General features: G+C 53.6%; 14 protein-coding genes. 4 read left to right on the forward strand and 10 right to left on the reverse strand.

Translation table 11 applies throughout. The features are described from left to right. From GOV88_RS20105 to GOV88_RS20135, 7 genes are all read right to left on the reverse strand, one after another. Positions 1-1,212, reverse strand: a 1,212-nt coding sequence (locus GOV88_RS20105; RefSeq protein WP_217358941.1) for a VCBS domain-containing protein, incomplete at its 3' end; no start/stop codon positions are given. Between the two features lie 11 nt (positions 1,213-1,223). Next, the gene (locus GOV88_RS20110; RefSeq protein WP_170382239.1) at positions 1,224-2,525 is read right to left on the reverse strand and encodes an HlyD family type I secretion periplasmic adaptor subunit; all 1,302 of its coding nucleotides are present in this window, start codon (positions 2,523-2,525) and stop codon (positions 1,224-1,226) included. Then, positions 2,518-4,455, reverse strand: a complete 1,938-nt coding sequence (locus GOV88_RS20115; RefSeq protein WP_170382241.1) for an ATP-binding cassette domain-containing protein — start codon at positions 4,453-4,455, stop codon at positions 2,518-2,520. The genes GOV88_RS20110 and GOV88_RS20115 overlap by 8 nt, the downstream gene beginning before the upstream one ends. Further along, entirely contained in the window at positions 4,455-5,984 is a 1,530-nt protein-coding gene (locus tag GOV88_RS20120) for a hypothetical protein (RefSeq protein WP_170560176.1), read from the reverse strand. The genes GOV88_RS20115 and GOV88_RS20120 overlap by 1 nt, the downstream gene beginning before the upstream one ends. Positions 5,985-6,822: 838 nt before the next feature. Continuing rightward, entirely contained in the window at positions 6,823-7,389 is a 567-nt protein-coding gene (locus GOV88_RS20125) for a transglutaminase-like cysteine peptidase (RefSeq protein ID WP_170624710.1), read from the reverse strand. A gap of 786 nt (positions 7,390-8,175) precedes the next feature. Then, entirely contained in the window at positions 8,176-8,961 is a 786-nt protein-coding gene (locus tag GOV88_RS20130) for a hypothetical protein (RefSeq protein ID WP_171241512.1), read from the reverse strand. Positions 8,962-9,008: 47 nt separating this feature from the next. Continuing rightward, on the reverse strand, positions 9,009-10,682 hold the full coding sequence (locus GOV88_RS20135) for a sulfatase-like hydrolase/transferase (protein WP_170386664.1): 1,674 nt from the start codon (positions 10,680-10,682) through the stop codon (positions 9,009-9,011). 276 nt (positions 10,683-10,958) lie between these two features. Between GOV88_RS20135 and GOV88_RS20140 the strand changes: the two genes are divergently transcribed. From GOV88_RS20140 to GOV88_RS20150, 3 genes are all read left to right on the forward strand, one after another. Then, positions 10,959-11,915: a helix-turn-helix domain-containing protein gene (locus GOV88_RS20140; protein ID WP_170798918.1), complete on the forward strand. Its 957-nt coding sequence runs from the start codon at positions 10,959-10,961 to the stop codon at positions 11,913-11,915. 590 nt (positions 11,916-12,505) lie between these two features. Then, positions 12,506-12,712, forward strand: a complete 207-nt coding sequence (locus GOV88_RS20145) for a cold-shock protein (protein ID WP_170328727.1) — start codon at positions 12,506-12,508, stop codon at positions 12,710-12,712. Between the two features lie 71 nt (positions 12,713-12,783). Beyond that, complete coding sequence (locus tag GOV88_RS20150) at positions 12,784-13,797, forward strand: fatty acid desaturase (protein ID WP_170752037.1); 1,014 nt, start codon at positions 12,784-12,786, stop codon at positions 13,795-13,797. Here the strand turns inward: GOV88_RS20150 and GOV88_RS20155 are convergent. From GOV88_RS20155 to GOV88_RS20165, 3 genes are all read right to left on the reverse strand, one after another. Further along, a complete protein-coding gene (locus GOV88_RS20155; RefSeq protein ID WP_170334757.1) occupies positions 13,789-14,037 on the reverse strand; it encodes a ParB N-terminal domain-containing protein in 249 nt (82 codons plus the stop codon). The genes GOV88_RS20150 and GOV88_RS20155 overlap by 9 nt on opposite strands. A gap of 74 nt (positions 14,038-14,111) precedes the next feature. Beyond that, positions 14,112-14,801 carry a hypothetical protein gene (locus GOV88_RS20160; RefSeq protein ID WP_170334759.1) on the reverse strand — a complete coding sequence of 230 codons (690 nt, stop codon included), beginning with the start codon at positions 14,799-14,801 and terminating at the stop codon, positions 14,112-14,114. A gap of 183 nt (positions 14,802-14,984) precedes the next feature. Then, a complete protein-coding gene (locus tag GOV88_RS20165; RefSeq protein ID WP_171241513.1) occupies positions 14,985-15,773 on the reverse strand; it encodes a hypothetical protein in 789 nt (262 codons plus the stop codon). 555 nt (positions 15,774-16,328) lie between these two features. On the opposite strand from GOV88_RS20165, the gene GOV88_RS20170 reads away from it, so the two are divergent. Beyond that, a complete protein-coding gene (locus GOV88_RS20170; RefSeq protein WP_170469274.1) occupies positions 16,329-17,114 on the forward strand; it encodes a hypothetical protein in 786 nt (261 codons plus the stop codon). Positions 17,115-17,590: the final 476 nt, after the last annotated feature.

Consider the following 17,590-nt stretch of genomic DNA (forward strand, 5'->3'; position numbering starts at 1 on the left):
GGTCACATCCAGCTTGCCGCCGGTCGAGGTCAGCTTGTCCTCGGTCACCGCGCCCTGAGAGGCTCCGGCGATGATTGCTCGATCGTCGGTGCCCATTACGTTTACGACCAGTTGGTGGCTCGTTCCATCAACGCTGTGTATTGTGAATGTTTCGCGCTCGGTCTGCCCGGAAACCAGCGCCTGAACCGAGGGAGAGGCGTTTTCGAGCCTGTAAGTCCAACGACCCGACGCATCGATCTGCAAGCTACCGAAGCTTCCAGTCAAAGATGTGGGTTGAAAATGTGCTTCGCCCGGATCCGGATCGACGATCGTCAGCGCGCCGGACACCGTCAGAACACGATCCTCGGACGTCGTTCCGGTATCCGTTCCCGAGATCCTGGCTGCGTCGGGTTGTGGCAACACATTGAAAGGCAGCTGAACCTGTGCGGAGTGACCGTTTGGATCAACGACCGTTGCGGTTAGGTGCCCTGATCCGAACCAGTCGGTCGGCGGAGTCATGGTCAGGTTCTTAAGGTCGGTGCCGGGACCAAGGATCCACGTCCCACCCGGACCTGCGTGCCCTTGGTTCATGATCGTTCCGGGGGGCAACCCACCGATGGTCACGGTGGAGCCACCCTGCGTGTTGTTGCCGTTCACCACCGAGATCAGGACCGGCACAGGGTGGCCTTCCTTACCACCGGGGATCAACCCGGCGATGGCAGGCCCACTGGGCTGACCACCCGTCACGATGTGGCTTGGCGTCTGTCCCGAAGCGTTACCGCCACCGCCGATTGAACCGCCAGTTGAAACGGAGGGAATGATCACATGTCCGACATTTTGACCTGTGCCAATTCCCGGCAAAGCATGAGTGAAGTCGGGATGTCCTGCACCAGATTTCTGGATATGAGTTGGGGGCAACGGGGCCAGGCCGGACGAGGCCAACCAGTCGGAGCCGGACTCCGCCCCCGGACGACCCGGCTCGGAATGCAACTCGGAAAGGTCGGCGCCCATATGGCGTGCCAGGGCCGGCGCGGAGACCATCAACTGCCGGTTGCCGGAACCGCCGCCACCTTGCTCTACGCCATCCGGCGCCGCATGGGCGCCTTCGTCCTGTACATCCGGAAGATCGCTCGTGTCGGTCACAACCCAGGCAAAAACCTCTTCGGACAACTCGTCTCTGGGATCCGCGGTCGAGCGGGAGGGTTGGGATTTGCTCGGGCTCTGATCGGACATCGCGTCTCTCCTCACCTCTCAGTCAATGCCAGGTCGAGATTGGTGTAGATGGGTTTCCAGACATACTGAAACACGGTCTTGGCACCGGTCTTGATATCGGCCTCGCCGGTCATTCCGGCGATCAATGTAAGTCCGTCCTCTGCATCGCGGAAATGGTCGCTGTCCAGCTGCACAAGGACTTCGTAAAATGCTGTTCCTCGCTCATCGACTGATGTTGTTGGCGAAACTTCCTCGACCTTGCCGGGCAATGCGCCGAAGCGACTGTAATCGAAGCTGTCAATTTTCAATCGAACGGGTTGCCCGACTGAAACGAAGCCGACATCGCGCGGCGACAAGCGACCGCTGAAACGATAGCCGCCATCGGCGGGGACAATTGTGACGACCATTCCGCCGGGATCGATGACATCGCCGATCGTGTCGTCGGGGATCGACTGGACTACCCCGGAAACGGGCGACCGGATCTCTGTCTCCGCGACACGGCTCTGAAGGCCGGCCGCTTCGGCCTGCAGTGCACGCCGCTGGGAATCCGCTTCGGCAATCCGGCTACGGGCCTTGGCATACTCATCCAGTTCGACCTGTGTCAGAGACGCCTGCAGCTCGGTAATCTCGGCCTCGGCAATGGTTCGCCGACCGGCGAGCTGGGCAAGTTCGAATCGATACTGCGCTTCTTGCTCGCGCAGTTCCGCGAGCTTTGCGCGTCCGCTCAGTCCCCGATCCCGCAGGTCCTGTTGAACGGCACGCTCCTCCTCGGTGACTGCGATCTGTTGAATGAGTTGGGGGCGTTCTTCATCGATGGCTGCAATCTCGGCGCGCTTTTCTTCGATCTGCGACTGGATCACTGAGCGTTCGGCGCGAATGAAGGCACGAGTTGCCGCAAGTGCAGCCGTTTCGCGTTCCACGAGGTCATTGAAATCTTCGGCATGGGCCGAGAAATTCGGTTCCCGCCCCTCTGCAAGCGCGAGAAGCCGCTCGATTTCAAGCGACAATCCCGCAATACGCGCTTCAGCCGCCCGGAGTGCCGATTGTGCCTCCGCCTGATCCAGAAGCGCCACGATCTCGTTCGCTTCCACCATCTGACCTCGCGTCACCCGCAGCTCGGCCAGTTGACCTCCGTGCCGGCTTTCAACCCGCTTCACCTGCGCGATGGGTTCGATTTCCCCGCGCGCCTTGGAGATCTCGTCCACCGGCGTGTAGACCATCCAGATCACCAGTGCGGTCAGACCGAGCAAAACGACAATCGCCGCACGACGCATCCAGACGAAGGTCGACGTATCGTAAAGGTCGAAAGGTTGATCTCCGCGATTTTCACCCATCGCTCTTCTCCTCCGTCGAAGCTTCTGCTTCTGGCTTTTCTGTCTGAACGGGCCCGCAATAGACGACGTTGCCGGCGTCCAGAACGATAGCGATATCGGCATGCGCCGCGAGTTCCGTGTCGTGGGTTGCAAGGAAGATCGTAGCCTTGCCGCGCGTTTCGTCGATGAACTTCGCGATCTCGGTCACAGCGTCCTTACCACTCGCGGCAAGCGGATCATCGAGAACGAAGAAACTGCTGTCATGTCCGACAATTGCGGACCACGCTATACGTTCTATCTTGGCTTCCGCGGAAAACCCAGCGCCGGGCTCCGTTCCACTTTGATCCAGCCAAAAGCGCTTGTCACCACCGACGTAGGCGCATCGTGCGTCGATCTCGTCGGGATCATATTGGGACATCTGACGCCCGTTTAGTGTCAGGTTTCCGGATTGCGGGCTGAAATGCCCTGCCACGAGCTGCAACAAGGTCGATTTGCCCGACCCGTTCGGTCCCATCACAACGACGACGCTGCCGGCGGGCACATCGAATGTTACGCCGGTCACGGCAGGTGGCTGACCGGCTTCGTAGCGGTAGAACAACCCCTGAGCGGCCACAGCGGGCGCCTCAGGTTCAAGCGCGATTTGGAGATGAGCCTCTTGGCCTATCGTTGGCGCGCGGAGTTGTGTCTCAAGAGAGTTCCAGCCGTTGCGGATTGCTTTAAGTCGCGGGATCGCAAGGAACAGCGATTGCGCTGGACCGGTGATGCGCCAAGTCAGCAACATTGTTCCGATCAGTGTTCCTGGTGACAAATGGCCCTTCAGCGCGAGATCGATTCCTACGACCAGTGTTACGAGCGCGGTGCCGGATCCAAGCGTGGTCGCGATTGCAGACTGGGAGCCAATCTTTGTCATCGAACGGTGCGTGTCGCGCGCACTTGAGCGCAAGGCTGCATCGAACCGCTGAAGCCATTTCTCGCCCAACCCGGCGCGTTGAATAGCGCCGTTGGCGTCGACCAATTCCCCAATCATCTGCGTGCGCCTCATGGATTGGCGGGCGGCAAACGGGTCCCTACTGCCGGTTCCAGCGTTCATCAACAAACCGAAACCAAAAAACATCAGGAGGTAGATCGCGGGAATGATCGCCATGCCTCCGCCAACAATCACCAAAGCGGCAAAGGTCAACAGGATAAACGGTGCATCATAAATCGCCGTGATATTCGGGGAGGCGAACAGGTCAGCGGCGCGTTCACCTTGTCGGACCTTCATGACAATCGCACTGCCCGAGTTGCCGGCCGCGTTCGATACAGGCGAGCGGAGCGCCTTGCCGGCCAGCAATGTCGAAATTTGTCCAGAAAGCGAGGCGTATTCTGCGGCAGCAAAACCGGACCTGACGCGGCGCATTGCCAGCATCGTGATCAAAACAATCACTGCACCCGATAACAAGGCCGGAAGCGAGTCGACGGCGCCGCCTCCCAGTACCCGATCATACACCGTCATGGTGAAGAAGGGCACCGCAAGAGCGCATAGGTTAATGACCAGAGATTGCCACGAGACATGCACAAAGGCATCACGCGCGCGAGACAAGATATTGGAATAGGTGACCTTGGCGGCTTCGGCTTCGGGGAGCACACGCAGATACAGAAGCGGCCCCTCAAGTGATAGATTTTGAACAGCTTTGTCGCCCTCTCGGAACGAAGCGAGATCACCATCACGTCTTACGACGCCAAACCAGTTGGTGCCGTCTGTTGCAATCAGCGCGCCGTCGTGTCCGTCGCTCCAGGATGCCGGAACGCGCTTGTGAATTGAAGCGTGAAGCCCAATTAGGTTACCTGCTCGCGCCATATCGGACAGCGATGACGAGAAACCTCCGAATGCCGCCTCTACCGCCTGATCGGAGTGGCGCCCGTCTAGATATTTGAGAACGGTTTGGAGGAAGTTGGCGGCTGCTGACATTACTCGACCCCCTCGATCCAGTTTTTCGGGTTTTCGAGTCGCTTGGCATCTTCAAGACCGGCGAGAAGCTCTTCAGACGATGTCTGTAAGAGTATCTTGAAATCAATTGCGCGGGACAGCAGGAACTCCGACAGGTTCCTCACCGTATCGACATCGAGCAGCGCTTCGGGTGACTCGATAATGACCAGCCCGGGGCTGCCCGCGAATGCCTGTACAATCGCGGCGCGCTTGGTGCCGCCATCCGAAAGTGGCCGGCCGGAAGATGCGAGCACCGTGTCGTAGCCATGGGGAAGTCGACAAACGACGTTGTCCAGTCCGATCTCGCGCGACAGGGACAGTGCTTCTGGCTCTAGATCCTTGTCCAAGCGGGACAGGCAATCCATGAGCCTACCAGCCAACAGCCGTGGCCGAGCAGATACGATCCGAACTGTCTCCGAGTCCGACAGGTCGCAGGGCAAGTGGTCGACTATGGCTTCCAGCTTTTCAGACACCGTTTGATGCGGTGAAGCTTCGAGCACCCAGATGCCACCGCCAGTCGAGTTCAGGTATTCGGTCGTACGGTGCGACGGCTGACGCTCGCTCTCTCCACTGTTTTCAAGGATCGCCTTCGACTGCTCCGCCGCGACAGCGGCGGGCTGGGCACGCAGGCCCGTCGCCGCAACACCTATAAGCTGTGATGCCGCCCGAGAGCCAAGCAACGTGCAGGCGGCAAGCCCGCCGGTTGTCATCTGCCCTGCGAGCACCTCTACGGCGCCCAACCAGACAACGCCGACCGTCGAGATCAACGCGCCACTCTGCAAGAGGTCAAATTGAAAACTGCTGATGTTCTGCGTCGTTCTGTTTGCTTTCAACTGGACAGAGCGATCGTGAGTCAAACGGGCAAATGTCGAGCCGAGGCTGATCAGCGTCGTCGTGTTTGAGGAAGTGTTAGCGAGCGCCGTGACACTGGCCTCGTACTTTGCGCCCGACAGCAGTTCCTGCTGCAGGGCAGATCGATTCCGCGGCGCAACCACAAGGAACGCGATCACCGAAACGGCAGCGACCAACAAGGGCGCGGCGACAACGATTCCGCCGAGATAGGCGACCAGAGCGAGGAAAACGATCGAGAAAGGCGCATCGTATCGGGCCAGCATTGTTTGACCGACACTCTCATCACGCGCCTTGGCGGGGGCGGAAGCAAGCAAAAGAGCATCCTCCCGGCTGTGATGGCCTTTAAGAAGTTGTCGAGCGGTATGAGACCAAAGCCTGTGTTCTTCCAGTGCCGACCACCGAGCAAACACGCCGGACCTTACATATCGAAGCATTCCCGAAAACACCAACGCGACAACAACTGCCGAGAAAATGACGATTGCAGATCCGGCTGCCTGATTCGGCAAAATCCGGTCGTAGACCTGCAGGAGAGCCAAAGGAAGCGCCAACGCAAGTGCGTTGATTCCCAAAGAGACAAGGCACACAAAAACCCGCGAGTTTGACTTCATAGCGGGAGCGCGATTGGTTCGCTTACTTTGATATGCCGTGTTGGTACTCATTGGCTTTTTGATCAGATCTCAAAAAAAGATTTACCTAAACGTATCTTGAGAAAAAAAGGAATCAACCGGAGAACGCGGCTGGGCGAAGATACCAGTCCAATGCTCGGTCGCTTTTTCTTACGAGCTTTTTCTGCAGGAACGCCAGAAGAAGACTGCGGTGGGGCCGGGGTCTGACTTGCAGGTGCAGAAGTCGACGGCAAAGTGACGCTAGTCGATGCGAACAAAACAGAAATCAATCTGCAGAATTTTGAAACTGCGCTATTAGTTCGGCTGGTTCTTAAAGTCAGGTTCTAACTACTGCATTGGGTCATTTTGCGTGTCGAATAGTGCTGATACCAAGTGTATATAACAACTTGATCGACCCCAATGCGAACCGAAAGTCAGACTATTGTTGGAACGTCCGATCGGCCTCGAGAGCCATACGTTCTCTATGTATTCCGAAGCCTCTTTCTCTATTTGATTATTTTGAACAGGAGAAGGTACTGGGGCCTTCCCTTCATTGCTTATACCGGCTCCTAAGTCCCTCAGCACCCATGCCAGATTTCGGCTAAAACCCCCACATGCGGCCAGTTCTCAAGTTAAACTCTTCTCCCACAGAGATGGTGCCGAAAATCGGATGTTTGCGCCTCGAAACTAACTCTATGTGGAAGTTTCCGGCCCCTTCTTGACCCACTCGGATCAGATCAAAGCAATTGCAAAAATTGACGTAAAGGGCCAACGAATATGGTGCTGGCTGCAATAACGCGGATCATGTCTTTCTTTTCAGTTTTCTCACTGAAGTCTGATATTCAATACGAGTGCTTTGAGCCGATAACATTGCGGTTACCCAGACTAAGGGTCATCGATCCTGCAGGACAATATCCCATCGCGCTGGTTCGTTGGGGTCTTGTGCCTCGATAAATGCGTAGTGGGTTTTGTTCCAAGGAAGCACCCGGTTGGTCAGGTTGTCCAACACATAATCTCCTTTGGATGTCCTAACGACTAGTACCGCATGCCCTTCGCGGTGAAGATCCAACACGGTAGCGAGAAGTAAGTGATCCGGAGAGATGCCCAATTTCTGAAGCTCTACCTTCTTGAGCATCGCGATGTCTTCGCAATCTCCGCCTAAGTGCGAGGGCAGTGCCCACTTTTCAAGAACGTGATACTGGCTCTTGTCAGACACCTCTGGAGTTTTTTGGTTAATGCTTTGATTTACTTTTTTTATCTTCTTCCATTCAGCATCGGTAATCTGATGAGGGTTCGGTGATTTTTGACAAATTGGCGGATAGCTCGAGCAAACACTTTCAAACCCTTTTGGCGCCGGCCATTCTCGACCCAAGTGCATGATTGTGTCCGCAATAGATGTAGTCGAAAGGGTACAAAGAACACCACAAAGACCAGCCAAAAAATCTAACCGCATAGTCATTTTTGACGATTCTTCCTCAAAATATCCAAACCAGTTTATGTCCGGCGAAAGCGCAAAATCAAATCTTGATCATCGGAAACTTCGATCTTGAAAGCGTTTGGTGATCGAATCCCAAGACAAAAGCAGACTGCACCACAGAACTTATCTGAAGGAAACCGCCAAGATAGCTGGGCACAGTTGCATCGCCTGAAATGAACGGCTGCTTAACCTGCCCACCTGATGGATTAATGCTCTCCCGTCTAAGTTCACGCACTGCGGCATCGGAAGGGTTGGCAATTGGCCGCTTGTGGGCAGTTTGCATCACCTAGTGTAGTTCGACTGAATGGCAGCTTTGTCCGCACAGCGGCCACTGATGCACTGCGCAGCGAACGACCGCATTGAGCCCATTTTGACCGATGCTGCGCGATGTCCCAATGACAGCAATGCGCAGAAAGCGGACTTTGCAAAGTCTTGGGTACAGATCGTATTAGAAGTCTATTTTCTCAGAACTCTGGGCCTAAGCATCGATGGCTGGGGATTAGAAGCGCGAACGACGGATGCAGTTTCAAGGTTCAAATCCATCTCAGCGGATCGCCCAGAGACTGTTGATCTTCCCCGAGTTCAGAGCGGAGTGAACAGATAGAATGATGCGGCGTGACGCCAATTTATTTCCTACCGACCCGGAGCGGGCAGGGATTGGCTCAAGGCAGTTCCAGGAAGGGTCAAGATAGACGCAGAAAACAAATGGCTGAACAGAGTTCTGGACTGTGACATAGATGATCTTCGCCGAGGTTGGGTGTGGGTGAACTAGTAGTTGAAACGCAAACCTAAGCCGGCACCTTTATCGTAGGGGCGGTCGGAACCTATACCGATGAGGAAATCAGCATAAATTGCGATGCCAGGACTGAGGTTCTTGCCAATCTGGAACTCAGCGGTCGCTGGCCAAGCATCGTTCTCCCAGTCGTATGGTGCTTTGATATCAGCCTTGGCCCAGTACCCATCGCCAAACGGTTGTAGCGCAATCAACCGCATCGCGGTTTGGTTTATGTCCGTCGGGCCATTGTATGAAGCAAAATGCTGGAGCAGTGGGATCAGCGTCAGCCCTGATTTCGTGTTTGCAAAGGCGAACCCGCCAAAAGGCGCAATTTGATCGGACCCGGTTCCAATCCCTTTTTCCGGGTCGCCAAAGTCCAGTATCCACTCCAGACCAATGGCCGACTTGATGGCCCACGTTTCGTTGAGCGGTCTCTGAGAAGGGAAATAGATCGCTTTGAGGCTCAATTTCTCAAAGTCAGTGAACCGAGTTCCAGTCACATCCGTTGAGTTGTAGTGCAACTCATATTTCAGTTTCAGATCAGGCCGCAGCATGTATGCGCCATCTATAAAGGCGTCCTGCTTGTCAGCACCGTTGCCCAAATCAAAATACTGATACCGGATGTCCGTGTTATTGACTGCGGCCAAAGGGTTTGAAGCGTTTTCATCGGCGATTGCTGAGGCCGCAACAATGACAGTCGCCAATGCAAGGACAAGCGCTTGGATTTTCATATTGTTTCCAGAATTTTTGTTGTGGATGCCAAGCCCCACATCAAGCATATTATCAACTGATGCGGGGCTTGCATGACTCTTATCAGCTTCACCTTTTAGTCGGGCTGAATGTCCCGCTTGGCGACAAAGGCATCCACCGCTGCGACGGTTTCAGGACGAAGGTTCACGATACCTTCATAGGGACGTCCAGTCGCGGCCGGTTGATCGGGGTACATTTCCTTGAATTTCAGGTGGCGGGCAATAATGCGGTTAAACTCGTGTCCAGCCCATGCTCCGATCTCGGTCGATACGCTCTGTTCTTCGCGGGGGTCGCGGAACAGGTTGTAGAACTTGGCCACGATAGCATTTTCACCTTTGGCCGGAACTTTGAGTTTGATGTGTTCCTTTACCACCTCTTTCAGCGAATTGATCGAGTAGATCAGTACATGATCCCTGCGCCCATGCGTATCGCCAATAAACATCAGGGACGTCTGATCGACACCGTCAATGATCCGGTCGCGGGGGATGGCATCCATCGCTCCGCCGATACGCGCAATTGACGTGAACAAATCAGAGATATGAATAATGTCCGATACAATCGAGTCTCCCTCGATCAAGCCGGGCAGGCGGGCAAACGCGTCCACCCGAACGCCTCCTTCAGACGTATCGGCCTTGCCGCCGCGGAAGACCAGCGGCGAAAACCCACTGCCGGGGGCATATTTGGTGAAGTGACCGTTGTCGCCCATCAAAACGATTAGGGTATTGTCCCTGAGCCCCAGCGCATCGACTTCGTTCAGAATGACCCCGATCCATTCATCCAGCTCTTCCATGCTTTCAACGAATGTACCGCCGTTGGGTGTCGTGAACGCCTCTCTCGTCGTGCGCGTTGTCGACAGAGGGACAAGCGGCCAGTATTGCAGGAAGAACGGTTCATCCCGTTCTGCTAGCAGGCGCAACTGTTCCATCGCCTGTGCCTGATAGCGGATGTTCATTTCATTATATTTGTCCTGGGTCCATTTCTCACCCGGTTCCATATGGACTTCGCGGACCTCCCCGCCAATAACAGCTTCAAGGCCGGTAATCATGTGTCCCGGATCAGGGCGAAACCAATCATCCAGCGTGTATTTGGAGTTGTAGTTGTCTTCCCCTATGGCCATGGTGATTTCTTCCTTGGCTGCATCTTCGTTGAAGATGGCCAACTGGCCCTGCTGATGGATGGGGAACGCGGCGTAGTCAAAGCCCTGATAAGTAGGCCAGGATTCCTGAATGTCGCCCATATGCCATTTGCCAACATGCGAGGTGTTGTAGCCTACGGATTTCAGAACTTCGGCAATTGTGACTTCTTCATCGGCAAGGCCAAAACCTGAAATATCGACGGCGGTATCGCCCATCCCATTGCGATACGGCTGGCGACCCGTCATGAAGGCGACACGCGACGGTGTGCAGGACGGCTCGGTATACATGCGCGCAAACCGCATGCTTTCCTCTGCGAGCGCGTTGATATTGGGCGTCGAATACCCGCGTATCGCGTTCATCTCGGGCATACCCATGTCGCCAAAACCCATATCGTCAATAAGGATGTAGAAGATGTTTGGGGGGTTCCCTCCGTTTTTCTCACGAAAATCGGCCAGCAGTTGGTCAACCTGTGCGTCGTTCTCGACCCAAACGGCTTCGTTTTGCTGCTTCAGCACATAGTATTCCGCATCATGCACGATATTGCTGTCCTGAGCTGCCGCCGTGATAGCGGAGCCGGCAAAGACCAGCGCGGAGAGGAACAGTTTTGATTTCATGAGATACCCCTGTTTCATGATTTACTTGTTTTCAGACCTTCAAGGATCAGATGATGGCAAAAGGTCGAAAGGGAGAGTTCGCTGTCTTCAGCCTGTGAGCGCAACAACTCTTTTTCGCTTTTGGTTAGCAGTGTTACGACGCGTTCGGTGCGCGCAGTATCGTCAGGCAACGATGGGCGTCCGAACCTCTTCCCTCTCGATTTGTCTGCTTTGTCTTGCAATTGTCCAAGCCTACATATTCGAATAAAATTTCATGAAAACTACCTGCGGGGCGGAATGGACGACATCAAAAAACGATCAGCCCCCAAAAAAACCTGCGCCCCAAACACACTTTTTTTGCAGGACCCTTCGCAATTCCGCGAGCTGTCCCAATGGGATGTCGAGCTACGCCAAATTGAAGAGGGAACTATGAACTCTTCGGTATCCGTTTGGGCAGGTCTTGACCTTCAAATGATTGATTTGTCGTTTGATAAGGCTGTGTACCAAACCGGTGTTTCTCGCCCTGACATTCTAGCGTTTGGCTTACCAGACAAAGGGAGTGTACGGACTTGGCTTAACGGCTCACCCTCAGACACCGCTCTGATGAATTTTGGTAGCGGAGACCCTTTTGAAGGCGTGAGCAATTCAACGCTCACAGGCCTGACCTTTGGCATCGACATCCGAAGGGCTCAACGGATCGCCGACGATTGCGGTCTTGATATCAGCACCGTGCGAAATGACGCTTTAAGATCTTTCGTTAGCGACGCTGGCAAGCTTCATTCCTTAGTCAAAAACAAAGCGCGCTTTCTAATTGGATCAGCGGCCGGACCAAGCTCTGATAGTGAAGAGAGTGATATGATCTTAGAGCTTCTGGAAATGCTGGTGGTAGGCGAAAAATGGAGTGATCGGCGAAACAGTAAAAATAGAACCCGTTTAGCACAACAAGCCGTTGAGTTCATGCGGGCCCATTTGATGGATAACGTTTCAATCGGTGAAGTATGTACAGATATTCAGGTATCCGCATGCACTCTTCGTCGCGCGTTTCAGGAAACATATGGGGTGAGCCCCAAGCAGTTTTATCTAAGAGCCCGTCTCGGTGCTGTGCGCCATGAACTGGTATCCTGCTCGCCAGAGGAGAGTATATCAGACATCGCAAACGCTTACGGATTTTGGCATATGGGTCAGTTCGCGCGAGACTACAGAGCACTCTTTGGACAACTGCCGACACAAACGTTGTCAGGCAAAATGAACTGAAACAGAGCTTGGCAGTACGCGGCCTAACTTGTCCGCAACACTAGAATTGCAAAGTCGGATTTTGAAGGTCCGCTTAGGGCTGCAAGCAGGCGAAGGCCGCCGAAGGGCGAAAGACAGCTTTGTCCGCAGAGCAGACATTCGCCGCGATTGAGTGAATGACTGCTTCGAGCCCAAAGTGACCGATGTTGCGTTCGGCACAAATGTCAGCACTGCGCAGAAAGCGGATTTTGCAAAGTCTCGCCAAGGCACCAAAACGGACGCTTATCGCTGTCTCGTATGCAGCAGGATAATTTCCCAAAAATGATCGTTAGTCTTCTGTGCCGCTGACCCAAGCCACCTTCAAGTTTGGATCGAAGAGCAACGGTTTCACCTCTACTTGCCTAGTTCTAAGCCAGACAGGCTCAAATTCTCTGTTGTCCGCCAAAGCATCAAGGCTTGTATCGTGCGTAGTCGAAGTCCATATACACGAGGCTTACGTTTTTCTTTTTCGACCTGCTGTCTCCCCAATTTGGCGTTCAGTCTTTCGATTCAGACCGACCACGCCGAGTCGCCGCAATGATGCGGGCGGCACGTATTAGGAGACTTCCACCATGGCAAATGGCACAGTAAAATGGTTCAACTCAACCAAAGGTTTTGGCTTTATCGAGCCTGAAGATGGCAAGCGCGACGTGTTCGTGCATATCTCAGCAGTTGAACGTTCCGGCCTTAGCGAATTGAAAGACGGTCAGAAAGTTACTTTCGACGTCGAAGCTGGCCGTGACGGACGCGAAAGCGCCGCCAATCTGGCACTCGCCTGACCTTTCACGGGCACCCATAAGGGTGCCCGTTTGAACAATGGGCGACTATAAGCCGTCGGAGACCAAGTAAGTTGCAACCTAAAGACTGGACGCGGGTGCTCGCGCAGTACCGTGTGCCCGATGCGAAGCGCAGTGTTTTTGAACTTGCGATCACTGTTTTCCCCTTATTCGCGCTATGGGCCCTAGCGTGGTTTGCGTTGTCATTCAGCGTCTGGATCGCAATATTTCTGGCCATCCTGAATGCCGCATTTCTGGTCCGTATCTTCATCATCATGCATGATTGTGGTCATGGATCTTTCTTTAGAAGTCGCCGCGCATGCAATTGGATCGGCCGGGTTCTGGGTGTTCTTACCGTTACTCCCTATGACGTTTGGCGGCAAAGCCATGCGATTCACCATGCCTCAACCGGTAACCTTGATCGGCGTGGTATGGGTGACATCCCTACATTGACCATTGAGGAATACCTGAAACGGAATTGGTTCGGGCGTGCCGCGTATCGTCTGACCCGGAACCCCGTCTTCCTGTTCGGTGTTGCGCCGATCTATACGTTCTTTATTCAATACCGCTTACCTGTTGGCTTCATGCGGTCGGGCTGGCTGTATTGGGCAAGTGCGATGGGAACAAACGCCGCAATTGCAGGGTTATTGGCTCTGATTTTATGGGCCGGAGGCTTTGAGGTGTTGGCGTGTGTTTTCCTGCCAACCGTGATTGTCGCATCATCCATTGGTATTTGGCTTTTCTACATTCAACACCAGTTCGAACACACGACTTGGGATCGGGAAGAGGGCTGGAACCTTCAGAACGCCGCGTTCTATGGCAGTTCTCACTATGCCCTGCCAGGCATCCTGCGGTGGTTCTCTGGCAACATTGGTGTGCACCATGTTCACCATCTCGCCAGCCGCATACCGTTTTATCGGCTAAACGAGGTTTTGCGTGACCATTCTGAGTTGGAAGATTGCCAGCGTATTACTTTATTTGAGAGCCTTCATTGCGCACGGTTGCATCTTTGGGATGAAAAAAGTCAACGTCTGCTGACATTTTCCGAGGCTTTGTCGAACGCCAATTCCAATAGGTATTTAGTGTAGTCTGGCGCGGACCAGATAGGCTTCGACGGTATCACCTCCTAGGGCGCGAATGGCCTCTAATCGGTGAAGGCCTTCAATCAGCACGAACCTCTTGTTGTCCGAGCGTATCTGGATCGGGGTCTTCTGGCCGTTCTTCAGAATATCTTCGGCCAGCGTCAGCACTTTTTGCTGATCAAGTGTTTTTGCACGTTTCACAGGTACATAGATCAATTCAAGCGGATATGGTCTTTTCTCCAACATAAGCTACGTGAGCAACCTTTCGTGCACTTGTTCCGGTTCGGGTTTCGCTTCAAAAGCAGGCGCTGGAACGCACGTCATAGAACCGAACGAACAGCGTCGCGCAGTTCCTGATGCATGATCCAAGTTGCTGGCTCATCGTCACTTTCGATGTGAGAAAAGGCCAGGACCTGGGCGGCGCCATCATTCTGTGCCGATCCGGCTTCGGGAAGTTCGAGTTCCAGATATTCAGCAATTAATAGTCCGATTTTCTTGAAGACCTTGATGCAGGCCTCGCGCGATTTGTAACAGGCTGCCTGAGACAAGTGACCAATAGTCAGACCTTCCTTGCCTGCGATTGTAAGTGCTTTGAGCATTGTTACCTGCGCAGGGGTGAGCCTGATCTGGCGTAATGCCTCTGCATATTCTCTTTCACTGGGAACGAAGGTGCCGGAGTTTCCCTCCAAACGGCGTTGACCGCTTCGCTTCCTGTCTCGTTCTTCGAGAATTTCTTTTAAGGCTTCAATGGCCAATGCTGGTGTTTCGCCAACTGCATCGGCAATCATTGCCTGCGTTTTAGCCGGTGGCTTAGGAAATGCCCGTGCAACACTATTGCCGCTCAGAACGCCAGCCTTAATCAAGTACTTTCCAAATTCTTCTTCAATCACTCCTGATACGTCAGCGTTCCGCGACTTACGAACACTGCGGTCCTGAAATGCTCTTTGTTCCAGACCATGAGCTGACATCTTTGAACCGGGAAGAGTTACTTGAGGGGCATTTTTACGCATCAGAGAAACACCACGGTAATTATCGCCACAACACACACCGCTGACGCAATAGATATCTTAATCCTGTAGGACCGGCGACGCGCCTTTTCGGCTTTGAGACTTTTACCCAGGTTTTCGTCAATCGAGTTATAGTTCACGGCTTAGTCCTTCCGGATTTGTCAGGCGACTTTGGTTTCCACTAACTTATTGTCGCGGCACATTTTCGGTGCACTGGTCGTTCTGTCTCGTGAACGGCCGGTTACATTCCCAACCATCACCTCTTCGATTCAAATGAGCGTTTGAAGGGACAAGGATCGCAACGCACTTGTCCCGGTTTGCGCGAAAACCACGTTCGCATTTCCATCCGGAATAAGTTTCAGGCGCGAGGTATGCATGCTGTGGAACTGCCACGGGCTCACAGCCGCTATCCGCTGCCCTATAACCTCTGATGCACACCCAACCATCCGCGCTGTTTTTGTCAGTCAGGCGGCCGTTGCTCGGGACATTTATCGCAACACAATCCTGGTTCTCCTTACGAAATCCCCAGTTGCAGTGTATTTCCTGCACGCCAAACCGGGTTTCGACGTATCCATTTTGAGGTGCCATCACTTCTTCACAGAGTTCTCCGACACGCTGGAACAGCCGATTGCACTCCCACTGATCTCCGGTTGATGCAAGATAGGCATTTTCAGGAACTCTTATTTCCTCACAGAGTTCTCCGACATTCTGGAAACCGTGATTGCATTCCCAGCCGCTACCATAGGAGCTACCCGTCAAATATGCGTTTTCTGGTACGTTTGTTCTTTGGCACGATCCGTTCTTGTTTTCGAAACCTTCGTCACAAACCGATCCATCGGCATTGCCTGCGACTTGGGCAGGAAGCTGCGTTCCTGAGAGCAACACCAAGAGTGTCGGGATCAGACAAAGAATGCAGCGCGTAAACACGATGAACGACTGATTGAAACTGAGCCTGAGACCTGATCTATCGGGCATCAAGCACGCAATTTAAGAGCCATGTGCTGTTCATACGGCGCCTTCTTTCATGGGTCACGCGATGACTGGAGCACGTCAGGTGACAGTTGCAAATGCTTGCGAGGAACGAGCTCATAGCGAAGACCCCAGCGGAACCCGTTCCTATGCTGAGGCACATGCTACAATTAGTCTGAAGGCCATTGGATTATCGTAACCGGCAGCATCGCGGCAGCGAGTAATTTTTTACCAATACACACTTGTCGTTCCTAGTCTGTGAAGAGTCAAGGACGCACGCTCGTCAAGAAGCGTGTGCTGCGGAATGGTCAATTTTTGAGACCGGCGAGTTATTAGGTGGTTAAGAGAGTAACTGAGAGGCAAAATTCACTTTGGGGCAATTTAGGTTGACAATTCATCTGTGAAATCGCCGGATTTCTTGGGCAACAATCTTGGAGGTGGTGAACGCTCGCCGCTCCAGCCTATTGCCGACACCGAACTAGGAGATTCGCAATTTCTATCGACAGTTTTGCGGACACTGAGATTGGAAGACACCTGGCCGACGCTGCACGTCGTTGCCGCATGGTTTTCTTCACTGGATTACCAGCATCAGGAAAGTCATTCCTGTTGCGTCAGCAGATATCCATTTCGGTCTCCTTGGGACGTCGCGTGCATATTATGCGTTGGGATACAGGTCTCGCGGCGTTTCAGACCGAAGACATACTCGCAAAGTATCCAGATGTTTCGGATGGAACTCATCCGTTGATCCGAAAGGCAGCCGGGCTGTGGGGGCGGAAAGCCCTGGCGCGATGGCTGGCGAAGCATGCCGACCCCACAGACATGATTGTCGGTGAAGTCCCTATCATCGGAAACAGGTTTTCAGAGTTCATCCAGACGCAGCCGGATCAGATTGAGCCTGCCTTAGCTTCAGAGGAAACCAAATTCATTTATCCGGTTCCCACAAAGGGCTTGCGTGCCAATCTCGAAGCTATTCGAAGGTCTACGTTTGCGAACCCTAAACATCCTGATGAGGCCAGGGACGCGCCACCATCCACAATGGAACTGGCTTGGCGTTTGACGTGTGCCAAGGTCGCAGAATTGGGTTTGATCTCTGAAGCGGACAGTCATTCTCCGTACGAGGAGATGATTTATGTGCGGTTTTTTGAGCACCTACTGCAACACCGAAACGCTATCAGAATTGGGGTTGATACAATTTATTCAAATGCCGGTTCAGCCCATGACCTAGATGCGAACGTCTTAGAAATCAGTGCTAGCTCAGGCGAAGTAAAGTACGCAATCGCAGAGGTAGAGACTACTTTTACAGCCGAAGAAGCCGCCCGAGAAGTTGAAAACTGGTATCGGGTGTAGCCCTCGTGCGAAAGTTCGCTCTTTGGCGTTTTGGAAACTGCAAAGTCTAACTGTGAACGTCCGGTTTGGGCTGACTACGGTCCTTTGGAGTAAAAATGCGGATGGCTGCAAAGTCCGCATGGCAGCCGTTCGTCAAATCGGATCGAATGACCGCTCCGAACCCATTTCGGACACTCCAACTCGAACCAACCTTCGGGTATGCGTTATTTTTGGGCCGATGGCGGCGACAAGGTGATCTTTCGAAAGGCACTTGATGCACCACCGACCGAACCAGCATTGGAAGGTCCGGTCGGTCGCTCTGAATAACGGAAACTCATTACACCCCCATCTTCAAAAAGACCCGCATCGTTCGGAGGGAAACCAAGTGAACAACGCGGGCTGTAGTTTTGGGGTGTTGTTGTTACGGTACTGATCGAAGGATGGATCAAAGTACCCCGCGCCACCTTTATCTGGGATGATAGGCAACGCGGGGAGAT

Source organism: Ruegeria sp. HKCCA5491 (assembly GCF_013034565.1).
Taxonomy (GTDB): Bacteria; Pseudomonadota; Alphaproteobacteria; order Rhodobacterales; family Rhodobacteraceae; genus Ruegeria.

What these genes read in the sequence shown, in the direction of transcription:
- GOV88_RS20170 (WP_170469274.1), top strand. Translation starts at nt 16,329, where the DNA reads ATGGTTTTCTTCACTGGATTACCAGCATCAGGAAAGTCATTCCTGTTG.
- GOV88_RS20140 (WP_170798918.1), top strand. Translation starts at nt 10,959, where the DNA reads ATGGACGACATCAAAAAACGATCAGCCCCCAAAAAAACCTGCGCCCCA.
- GOV88_RS20120 (WP_170560176.1), bottom strand. Translation starts at nt 5,984, where the DNA reads ATGAGTACCAACACGGCATATCAAAGTAAGCGAACCAATCGCGCTCCC.
- GOV88_RS20130 (WP_171241512.1), bottom strand. Translation starts at nt 8,961, where the DNA reads ATGCTTGATGTGGGGCTTGGCATCCACAACAAAAATTCTGGAAACAAT.
- GOV88_RS20155 (WP_170334757.1), bottom strand. Translation starts at nt 14,037, where the DNA reads ATGTTGGAGAAAAGACCATATCCGCTTGAATTGATCTATGTACCTGTG.
- GOV88_RS20110 (WP_170382239.1), bottom strand. Translation starts at nt 2,525, where the DNA reads ATGGGTGAAAATCGCGGAGATCAACCTTTCGACCTTTACGATACGTCG.
- GOV88_RS20125 (WP_170624710.1), bottom strand. Translation starts at nt 7,389, where the DNA reads ATGACTATGCGGTTAGATTTTTTGGCTGGTCTTTGTGGTGTTCTTTGT.
- GOV88_RS20115 (WP_170382241.1), bottom strand. Translation starts at nt 4,455, where the DNA reads ATGTCAGCAGCCGCCAACTTCCTCCAAACCGTTCTCAAATATCTAGAC.
- GOV88_RS20135 (WP_170386664.1), bottom strand. Translation starts at nt 10,682, where the DNA reads ATGAAATCAAAACTGTTCCTCTCCGCGCTGGTCTTTGCCGGCTCCGCT.
- GOV88_RS20165 (WP_171241513.1), bottom strand. Translation starts at nt 15,773, where the DNA reads ATGCCCGATAGATCAGGTCTCAGGCTCAGTTTCAATCAGTCGTTCATC.
- GOV88_RS20145 (WP_170328727.1), top strand. Translation starts at nt 12,506, where the DNA reads ATGGCAAATGGCACAGTAAAATGGTTCAACTCAACCAAAGGTTTTGGC.
- GOV88_RS20160 (WP_170334759.1), bottom strand. Translation starts at nt 14,801, where the DNA reads ATGCGTAAAAATGCCCCTCAAGTAACTCTTCCCGGTTCAAAGATGTCA.